Raw genomic sequence first — 9,752 nt, 5'->3', positions numbered from 1 at the left:
CCACCGATGGTATCGCCCTCACAAGCCATGAAAGAAGGTCCAGCGTGGCCTTATCCCCCAAAGCCTCCCTCACACTTGTTGGAACCTCTACCGCTATCTCAAGCCCCCTCCTCTCCATAGATTTTTCCCTCCATATGAAATTGCTTTGTCGGAGCTACTCAGAAATTCTTTTATCCTTAAGGCAAGCTCTCGAGTTATTCCAGGCACAGAGGCTATTTCATCGACTGAAGCCTCCTTAAGAGCTACCAGAGAACCAAAATGCTCCATAAGAGCACGACGACGTTTAGGGCCAATGCCCGGGATGGATTCAAGAGAGGCCGAAAGGGTTTCTTTTCTAAACAATTTATGGTGGTAAGATATAGCAAAACGATGGGCTTCATCCCGGATGCGCAGAAGTAAGGATAAAGCTTTGGAACCTGATGGCAACTTTATCGGTTCTTCTTTTCCAGGGACAAAGACTTCTTCTTCTCTTTTGGCCAGCGCTGCTACAGGGATACCTTCTATACCCAAAGTTTCCAGAACTTTTAAAGCAACGCTGAGTTGCCCTTTACCTCCATCCACCAGAACCAAATCGGGCTTGTGAGGCCACGGCTCGTCGGAAAGGGCAAGTCGGAGCTCGCTTTCCCTCGCCTCCAGGTAGCGACGGAAGCGTCTTTCCAGGACTTCCTTCAGCATTGCGTAATCATCAATTCCTTCCACTTCCTTTATCCGAAAGTGGCGGTAGAGCTTTTTGCGAGGTAATCCGTTAACGAAAACCACCATGCTTCCTGTGGCCAACTTGCCTTGAATGTGAGAAACATCATAACATTCGATCCGGACAGGGAGCCTTGGTAAGTCCAGAACCTCTTCCAGTTCGGCTAAAGCATTTAACCTCTTTTTCTTCTCTTTTTCCTGACTTTCCTTTATGCTCTCTAGAATTTCGGCTGCATTCTGGGAAGCCATTTCTATAAGCTCTCTTTCTATTCCGTCCTGAGGTAATCTGAGCTTCGCGTCTACACCTTTTCGGGAGCGAAGCCACTCTTCAATGACCGAGGTCTCTTCTATCTCTTCTGAGATCACAATTTCAGGAGGTATAAAGGCAGCTCTCTCGTAAAATTGCTTGAGGAAAGCCCCTAAGGTTTGCCCTTTTTCCAATTCGGCTCCTTCCAGAAGGAAATACTCTCTGCCCACCAGCCTGCCGTTTCTGACGAAGAAAACTTGTACGCACGCTTCTTCCCCAGAGCGAACATAGGCGATAAAGTCCTTGTCCTGAAGGGATGAAGAGACCACGCGCTGATGTTGGGAAATTTTTTCCAGAGCGAAAATTTGGTCTCTTATGACCGCTGCTTTTTCAAATGCCAAAGCAGAGGAGGCTTCTTCCATTTTCTTCCAGAGGTCTGCTACTATTTCCTCAGTTCTCCCCTTGAGGAAAAGGATGATCTGTTCTATCAAAGATCTGTATTCTTCCGGAGGTATTTGCCCGGTGCATGGGCCAACGCACCGGCCTATATCGTAATAGAGACAGGGGCGGATCCTTTTCCCAGGTGAGGGATCAGAACAAGTAGCATAAGGGAAAACCTTGCGGATGAGATCCATAGTCTGGTGGAGGGCAGAAGAGGAAGTATAGGGGCCGAAGTAAAGGGAGCCATCCCGCTCCATCCTCCTGGTCACAATTACACGGGGAAAGGTGTCCTGCCAGGTAATCTTAATGTAAGGGTATTGCTTATCATCGCGGAGACGAACGTTGAAAGGAGGGCGATATCTTTTTATGAGGTTGCATTCCAAAACCAAAGCTTCCACTTCATTTTGGGTTAAAATGAACTCTACTGAAGCTACTCTTTCGGCCAAAAGGCGAGCTTTAAGGTACGATTGGCTTGAAGGTTGAAAATAGGAACGCACCCGCCCTCGAAGGTTAACAGCCTTGCCTACATAAAGCACCTGCCCCCGGGCGTCTTTAAATATGTAAACACCTGTCGCCGGTGGAATGGCCTTAAGCTCCTCCTCTAACATGCTTCTGGTTTTACCCCGGCCATCATAAGGCCTATAGTTTTGATATCGGCCTCTTGAGCGTCCATTATGCCCATTAATTGGCCTTCAAACATCACAGCAATGCGGTCGCTCATGCATATTACTTCTTCCAGGTCTTCTGAAATCAGAAGGATAGCTGCCCCACGACTGCGCTGTTCAATAAGCCGACGCCGTACATAATCTGTAGCCTTTATGTCCAGCCCGTAAGTAGGGTGAGCAGCTACTATTAACTTGGGCCGGCCACTGGTTTCCCGAGCCAGGATCAAGCGCTGGATGTTCCCTCCTGAAAGGAATTTAGCAGGAGTATTTTTGCTGGGGGTTATAATTTCAAACTCATTTATTTTGCTTTCTGCAAACTCGCTTGCCTTCCGATAATTAAGCAGAAAGCCGTAACAGAAAGGCGGATGCCGGTAAAATTTGAGCAACAGGTTATCTAAAACGCTCATGCTGGGAGCAAGCCCCACGCTTATCCTTTCTTCGGGAACATGAGCCACTCCAAGGTCCACAATTTCTTTAGGGGAAACATTTGTGATATCTTTACCATTCAGCAGAACACAGCCCGAAGTGGCTTTTCGTAGCCCCGTTATGACTTCCACCAGTTCTTTCTGACCGTTCCCTGCCACTCCTGCGATCCCGAAGATTTCTCCTTCCCGGATAGAAAAAGAAATGTTTTTGAGAGCTTGAAGCCCTTTATCGTTCAAAGCGCACAGGTCCTTAACTTCTAAAACCACCTTGCCCTTCTCCACGGGCGGCAAGGTTATCTCACACAGAGCCTGCTCTCCCACCATCATTTCCGCAAGTTGGGGTATGGTAACCTCTGAAGTTTTAGCGGACCCCACTACTTTCCCTTTCCTGAGAACTGTAACCCGATCGCTCACTTCTATAACTTCTCTGAGTTTATGAGTTATGAAGATGATCGTTCTTCCTTCTCCAGCCATGCGCTTCAACGCAGCGAAAAGCTCTTCAGTTTCAGAAGGTGTGAGCATTGTGGTGGGCTCGTCAAGGATTAAAATACGGGCATTACGATAGAGGGCTTTGGCTATTTCTACCCTTTGTTTCTCCCCAGCTGAAAGCTGCCAGACATAAGCATCTACATCTACCTTAAGGCCATATTGTTCCAGCATCTTCTCAATTTCCTTCCTGGCCCTTTCCAGAGGGAAAAAAAAGTTGCCAGGAAGTCCTAACACTATGTTTTCTCCAACAGTATGAGAGGGGATAAGGTGAAAGTGCTGGTGGACCATGCCTATGCCCAGGGCTATAGCATCCCGAGGAGAACGGATATAAACTCTATGGCCATTTATATAGATTTCGCCTTCATCGGCCTGGTATATTCCGTAGAGGATGTTCATCAGGGTCGTCTTGCCGGCCCCATTTTCCCCAAGGAGAGCGTGTATTTCCCCCGGAGCGGCTTCAAAGTTAATGTGATCGTTAGCTATCACTCCCGGAAATTTTTTGACGATGTTAACCATTTTCACCGCTGGATTGGAGACCATGTTTTTAGCCTCCGGATGGTTTCTTGCTGTAAATGGCTTCTCTAACTTCAGCCATAGTTCTTTCGGCTATAATTTTAGCTCTACGCCGACCATCCTCTAGAACGTCCCAGATGTAAGAGGGATCAGAAGACATTTCCTCGCGCCTTTCCCGGAAGGGTGCAAAATAATCGCTTATGTTGCCAGCGAGGAGTTTCTTGCAGTCCACACAGCCGATCCCAGCAGTCCGACATTCTTTATCTATTCTTTCTACGTCGTTGGGGGAGAAGAATTTATGGAAAGAGAAGACATTGCAGACTTCAGGACGGCCGGGGATATGACGGTGAGTACGTTGGGGATCAGTAACCATCATCATAACTCTCTGGTGGATTTCTTGGGGGGAGGCGGAAATTTCTATGTGGTTATTGAGGGATTTGCTCATTTTATTCACTCCATCAATGCCCAGGACCTTTGGGAAATCAGTGTAGAGGGCTTGAGGTTCCACCAGCACTGGCCCAAAAAGATGGTTGAAACGGCGCACTACTTCCCTGGTGAACTCTAGATGGGGGGCCTGGTCCACCCCCACAGGTACTATTTCAGCTTTGTATAACGTTATATCCGCAGCCATAAGGACGGGATAACCTACAAGGCCGTAGTTTACGTTATCGGGCTGAGCCCGTACTTTCTCTTTGAAAGTGGGAAGACGAAGGAGCCATCCCAAAGGGGTTATTGTGGAGAAGTACCAAGCCAACTCTATTACCTCTGGGACTGAAGACTGAACGAAAAGGATAGACTTCTGAGGGTCAACCCCTGCCGCCAGCCAATCCAGGACCATCTCAGCTGTGAGCTCTCGTAGGTTTTCAAAGGAAGTGGTCATAGCATGGAGATCTACAACACAATAGATGGTTTCGTAACCTTGTTCCTGAAGAGCCACATAATTTCTTATTGCTCCCAGGTAATTACCCAGATGCTGTTTCCCCGTGGGACGAGCGCCACTGAAAACCCTCTTACCCATACCAGAACCCTCCGTTCTTTTGGCATAAGTTTACCATAAGAGAAAAGCCAAGACAAGGTTTTTGACCTCACCCACGTTCAGAGAACGCCCAGCAGGTGAAGCAGGGAATCTAACCGACTCTCCCCGTTTAGAACCAACAGGACGGCTACGCAGCCTAGAAAAATTAAGTCCGTCTGTTCGCTTTTGATTCCGGTCTGACCCGCTCCTCGTCCAGATACGGGCTCATATCCAGCAGTAAGTTGCAAGGCTTTCAGGCTTAAGGCTTTGAAATCTTTCCACCGCACCTCACACACTTGCTCCGGTTTAGTCACCAGAACCCATGGCTGACCCAGGCCATAAGAGCCCTTCGTGGTCGCCAGCAAGCACTTCCGCGCTTTGAAGAGAGCTTCAGAGCACACTGCCTCTTCCAGCGCTCGCTATCACCCATTGTTCCCTTTCCTGGCCAGTAAGGTGCAGTCGTGAAAGTTTGCGGTCGCAGCGGTGTTGTATGGCTATAACGGAGAGCCTGGAATATCTCCCGATTCGGGCGGACAAAGTCTGGAGTAAAGTATTACCCCCAGGGCCAGTCCGACCAGTTGTTGGTAATCGGAGAATTTCTCCTCCCGACAGTAGGGGTCGGCACGCACCAGAGGGCTTTGACAGTAGCCATATGGAATCCAGCATGCCGGAGATCCTGTGGCCGTTCGGAAAATGAGGGGGCATCTTAGTGATCAGGGCGAAGCGATGGAAGAGACGTCAGTCAGAAAAGGCATTATTTACCGGATGATCGCAAGAAACGCACTCCTGGATCATGCCTGACCACAAACTGGCTTTTGCGCCCGGTCACCTTGTGGCCGTTTCAAGGATGCAAGTAAAGTCAAGGCTATCCCCTTTTGGCGGTTTTCCCACACCTCGTATATAATTGTAGCAAAAAGCCAAAATTAACTGAAGGTTACAGGAATTTTGCGCTCCATATTACTCACTGTGGGTGAAGGCTTTCATTCTGGCGATGGTGAAGTGATGTATCGCACTACCTGGAGTTTGGTGGATAATCGAACCTTGGCGATTCCGTGCGACAAGCTTTTCCCTCAAGGGGTGCGAGGGGCTGATGGGGGCTGTTATAGCAAGCATGGCATGGACCAGCCGTTAGCAGCGATGCCTCTGTATATCGCTGGGACAGTATGGAGCAACCTGGCGAAGACTAATAGATGGGACACGACCCATTTCTTTGTCTCACGTCTCAATCAAATTGTTACCGCTATAACGGTAGCAAGCGAAAGGCTTTACGCTTCAGCCAAAACAGGGGTTTGTCTAGCTTTCGTATATGGTTTGGGGACAATAGCCTGGCCTTATTCTAATAACGGTATTGTTGCTTACAATTGCCGCGTGCGGTTTACACCGGGCACGAGAACAATTGAGTTGGCGATGGTTTGGTTTGGCCGGAAGTGCATTGGGCTATGCTCTTATCACCCGGGCCACAGCTGCTATCACTTTGCCTTTGTTTTTCCAATTATATCCGTTTCGGGAATATTTTGGATTTTGGTTACGTTGGCGAAGGCTGGACAACACTGCTTCACCTCGGGTTATAGTCCGGGAAAAAGCATATTCTTGTTTGCACCACCGGTTATTTTAGCGCCGTGGGGTTTGGCCCGCTTGTGGGCTGAAATGTTATTCGGCGGTGTTTTCTTGCTTTACCTTTTGTTTCATGCTAAGTGGTGGACGTGGCATGGGGGCTGGTCATGGGGCCCGCGTTTTCTGGTGCTAAGCATCCCTTTCTTGGTGTTAGACTTCGGCCCGCTTTGCGCCCGCGGCAAGGTAGCACAAAGTTTGTTGATTGCACTGTTCATCATCGGTTTATATCCACAACTTAATGACGAATTTAAAATCTTGTTTCAGCCCAGGTTTTCACCGTTGATCGGTCACCCGCAATTTCTCCCACTGACGGGCAAATTAGCTCTGGCTGGTTCCGAGTTCACAAAACTCGGTTTGCCCTGTGCGGTAAGCGCTCTATTTCGTATGACAATGCTGGGTGCTTTAATCGTTCTGGGGTGGATGGTTTACCGCAGGGAATTCGCTCATGCGTAAAGCCTTCGATGTGTACCAGGGAAAAACACTGTGGAGGTGAGAATATGCCGGACCGTCAAACCCTTATGCAGCTTAGCAAAGAGGAACTGATTGGCCTTCTGGAGGATGCTGCGAGGAATTGGCTCGCCCACGATGGATTGTGGTTTCTGGCGGTGGAAGAGGCTTGCGGGATGGAGATGGCTATAAAACTGGACCAGAAAGCCTGGGAGCAATTTTCAGCCATTGAAGCCAGGAGGATCATGAAAAGGCTTGGGATGGAGCCGGGCGGAGGCCTCAAGGCTCTCAAAAAAGCCCTGCAGTATCGTCTCTATTCCTATATAAACCGCCAGGAAATCCTAGAGCCCGATGAAAATACTCTTATCTTCCGGATGAATGAGTGTCGGGTTCAGGAAGCTCGCAAAAGCAAGGGCCTGCCCGATTTCCCCTGTAAGTCCGTGGGTCTGGTTGAGTATTCTGTATTCGCCCGCACCATTGACCCCCGCATAGAGACCATTTGCATAGCCTGTCCTCCCGATCCTCATCCCCCCGAATTTTGGTGCGCATGGCAATTCAAGATAAAGGAAGGGTGAAATGGTCCGCATAGGCCTCCATGCTCGCAACGATGTATTCTTCCCGGAAGGAGATTACAGTTTAATCCGGGAAGCCCGCATTGAAACCCTTAAGACTGTATCCATAACGGATGTTTCGGTCTATGAAAGGCTGCGCCGGGAGAACCCTTCCCTTGAGTTCATCGTAAGGCTCTGGGACAGAGGCTTTGCCCTGGGACAGCATCCCTCTCCTCAGGAATTTGTGGAAAGGGTTGCTCCCAGCATCCGGACTCTCCGCCCCTATGCCGAGAAGTTTGAGATCCATAATGAGCCAAATCACTTCCAGAGGATTGAAGGATGGGGCTCCTCGGATGAGCAGGCCAGGGATTTTAAAAGCTGGTACCTTGAGGTTTTGAGGAGGTTGCGGGAGCTTTTCCCCTGGGCAAAGTTCGGCTTCCCCGGCCTTGCCATAAATTATCCTCACCGAGATCTGGAATGGCTGGAAATATGCCGAGAAGCAGTGGAAGAGTCTGACTGGCTTGGGTGCCATTGCTACTGGCAGTATGAAAACCATCTCTCAGAAGAATGGGGGCTCAGGTTTAAACTCTACCACCGGATGTTTCCGAATAAAACCATTGAAATAACGGAATTTGGCGATTCCACTCCGGGTCTTTCCCCCGATGAAATGGCCAGAAAATATGTGGAATACTATCGTGAGCTGTATAAATACCCGTACGTAAACTCAGCTTGTGCCCTTATTGCTTCTTCTCCAGATCCCGCCCAGGCTGTTTTTGCCTGGCGAACTGAGGAAGGGGAATTTCGGCCGGTAGTCAGGGCTGTAGCTTCAATGCCAAGAGAAGCGCCCGCCAAGTATTTTGAAGAAACAGGCTTCAGCGTAAAGGGGCCTTTTCTTCAGCTTCTGGAAAAACTGGGCCTGGAGGTGTGCGGGCTGCCTGTGTCGGAGGAGCGGGAAGAGGAGGGAAGCCTGGTCCAGTATTTTCAGAAAGTCCTCATGGTGCGTTTATCTTCAGGAGAGGCAGCTCTGGGAAATGCTGGGGAAAAGCTACTGGAAATCCGGGAAGAATTAAAAGAGCTGAAGGAGGCATTGGAGAAGCCAGCACCAGTGGTGGAGCCCCCTGTGGAAGATATATCCGATAAGCTTCCCAGACATCCCGTTGGACGCTATGCCAGGAGAGAGCTTGGAGCCATAAAATATCTGGTGGTACACCATTCAGCAATTCCTCCCAACTTGGGGCCAGAGTTTATTGCCCGCTACCACGTGGAAAAACAGGGGTGGCCTGGAATAGGATACCATTATTTCATTGACCAGGAAGGCAAAATCTACCAGACCAACCCCCTGGAAATTGTCTCTTACCACACCCGAGCTTACAATTCTTCCGGGGTTGGGATTTGTCTTGCGGGAGACTTTACATCTTCGATTCCACCCATAGCTCAGATTTTGGCCCTTGGTCATCTATGCGCCTACCTTCTGGAAAAGTTGAACCTATCGAAAGAAGCTATCGTTGGTCATCAGGAGCTCATCCTTACTATATGCCCGGGGGGAAGGTGGAAAGAATGGAAGGGGATGCTTTTCAAGGCTGTGGATGAGGCTCCTCGCCAGAGCTTTAAGCCGCTTTACCATTACATGCTCTTCTGGCAAACCCAGGATGCCTGGGCATCGGAAGAGTGGGAAGCAGCCCAAAATTATATAGCACGGTTCCGCCCTACCTGTGGTTTTTCCATCCATGATGCCCTCCAGGCTCGTTATGTAACCATTGTGGGAGGCAAGGACAAGATCGATGAAGATGTGGAAGGGCTCCTCAGGCGCTCGGGCTGCAAGGTTGAGAGGATTGTTTACCCTGATATTGCTTCTTTGAAGAAACTCTTGGATGACCTTGTCGCCAAAGGTAAACGCTTTTTGGCTCCGGTTTAAGTGGCGATTATGGTCCGCGAGCGCGGTTTCTGGCTGATGTTAATGGGGCTGGTGATAGTAGGAGAGCTTTTGACCCGTCCTGGTCTCTCGCTCACGAAGGATGGAGTTGTCCACACCCTCAGGATACTGGAGATGCATCGTCTCTGGGAGGCTGGGGTTTTCTACCCCCGCTGGGCCCCCGATCTTGTCTTCGGGTTGGGCTATCCCCTCTTTCACTTTAACGCTCCGCTGTTTCCCTGGTCGGGCGCGCTGGCAATGGAGCTCGGGTTCAATCCAGAAGCCAGCGTGAAACTCCTTCTGGCTCTATTGATAGCCTTCGGGAGCGCTGGGGTTTACCGTTTAGCTCGCCGGTGGGGGATTGGCGAGACGGGAGCGATGGTGGCGGGGCTGGCTTATGCTTATACTCCTTTCCGGGTTCGTGAACTTTACTGGCTGGGGGATTTCCCTCAATATATGGGTCTTAGCCTGCTGCCCTGGGTGCTGGAGGCCTTCCATGCTTACCTGCGAGAAGGAGGATGGCCTCGGTACTGGTTCGCCGGGGCGATGTACAGCCTCCTTCAGTTGAGCCACAGCATCACTGCGATGCTGGGCACCATTGTGCTGGCAGGATACGTTGTTCTGGTTTGGGTAGCTGAAAATCTCCCACTTCGCCGGATAACAAGGGCTCTAAAGGCTTTCGTATTGGGGATAGGGTTGGCGGCATTTTTCATCTTCCCTGCCCTTCACGACCGTCCTCT

At 49.9% G+C, this 9,752-nt stretch carries 7 protein-coding genes; 4 read left to right on the top strand and 3 right to left on the bottom strand.

What is annotated here, in order from left to right:
• Positions 1-93: 93 nt before the first annotated feature.
• The 3 genes from uvrC to trpS are packed head-to-tail and all read right to left on the bottom strand — an operon-like array spanning position 94 to position 4,491.
• Positions 94-1,989 carry an excinuclease ABC subunit UvrC gene (gene uvrC / locus NZ653_09530; protein MCS7287360.1) on the bottom strand — a complete coding sequence of 632 codons (1,896 nt, stop codon included), beginning with the start codon at positions 1,987-1,989 and terminating at the stop codon, positions 94-96.
• The gene (locus NZ653_09525) at positions 1,983-3,500 is read right to left on the bottom strand and encodes an ABC transporter ATP-binding protein (GenBank protein MCS7287359.1); all 1,518 of its coding nucleotides are present in this window, start codon (positions 3,498-3,500) and stop codon (positions 1,983-1,985) included. The genes uvrC and NZ653_09525 overlap by 7 nt, the downstream gene beginning before the upstream one ends.
• Positions 3,501-3,504: 4 nt before the next feature.
• Positions 3,505-4,491: a tryptophan--tRNA ligase gene (trpS, locus tag NZ653_09520; GenBank protein MCS7287358.1), complete on the bottom strand. Its 987-nt coding sequence runs from the start codon at positions 4,489-4,491 to the stop codon at positions 3,505-3,507.
• Positions 4,492-5,433: 942 nt separating this feature from the next.
• On the opposite strand from trpS, the gene NZ653_09515 reads away from it, so the two are divergent.
• The 4 genes from NZ653_09515 to NZ653_09500 all read left to right on the top strand — a co-directional run.
• Positions 5,434-6,555, top strand: a complete 1,122-nt coding sequence (locus NZ653_09515; GenBank protein ID MCS7287357.1) for a hypothetical protein — start codon at positions 5,434-5,436, stop codon at positions 6,553-6,555.
• Between the two features lie 44 nt (positions 6,556-6,599).
• Positions 6,600-7,124 (top strand): DUF6125 family protein, encoded by a 525-nt coding sequence (locus NZ653_09510; protein ID MCS7287356.1) that lies wholly within the window; start codon positions 6,600-6,602, stop codon positions 7,122-7,124.
• 1 nt (position 7,125) lies between these two features.
• Complete coding sequence (locus NZ653_09505; GenBank protein MCS7287355.1) at positions 7,126-9,015, top strand: N-acetylmuramoyl-L-alanine amidase; 1,890 nt, start codon at positions 7,126-7,128, stop codon at positions 9,013-9,015.
• 9 nt (positions 9,016-9,024) lie between these two features.
• The coding region (locus NZ653_09500; protein ID MCS7287354.1) for a 6-pyruvoyl-tetrahydropterin synthase-related protein at positions 9,025-9,752 on the top strand (728 nt) is incomplete at its 3' end.

The organism is Anaerolineae bacterium, from assembly GCA_025062375.1.
Taxonomy (GTDB): domain Bacteria; phylum Chloroflexota; class Anaerolineae; order SpSt-600; family SpSt-600; genus SpSt-600.
The sequence above is the reverse complement of the archived record's forward strand: the minus strand, read 5'-3'. Positions and strand labels throughout refer to the sequence as shown.

What these genes read in the sequence shown, in the direction of transcription:
- uvrC (MCS7287360.1), bottom strand. Translation starts at nt 1,989, where the DNA reads ATGTTAGAGGAGGAGCTTAAGGCCATTCCACCGGCGACAGGTGTTTAC.
- NZ653_09505 (MCS7287355.1), top strand. Translation starts at nt 7,126, where the DNA reads ATGGTCCGCATAGGCCTCCATGCTCGCAACGATGTATTCTTCCCGGAA.
- trpS (MCS7287358.1), bottom strand. Translation starts at nt 4,491, where the DNA reads ATGGGTAAGAGGGTTTTCAGTGGCGCTCGTCCCACGGGGAAACAGCAT.
- NZ653_09510 (MCS7287356.1), top strand. Translation starts at nt 6,600, where the DNA reads ATGCCGGACCGTCAAACCCTTATGCAGCTTAGCAAAGAGGAACTGATT.
- NZ653_09525 (MCS7287359.1), bottom strand. Translation starts at nt 3,500, where the DNA reads ATGGTCTCCAATCCAGCGGTGAAAATGGTTAACATCGTCAAAAAATTT.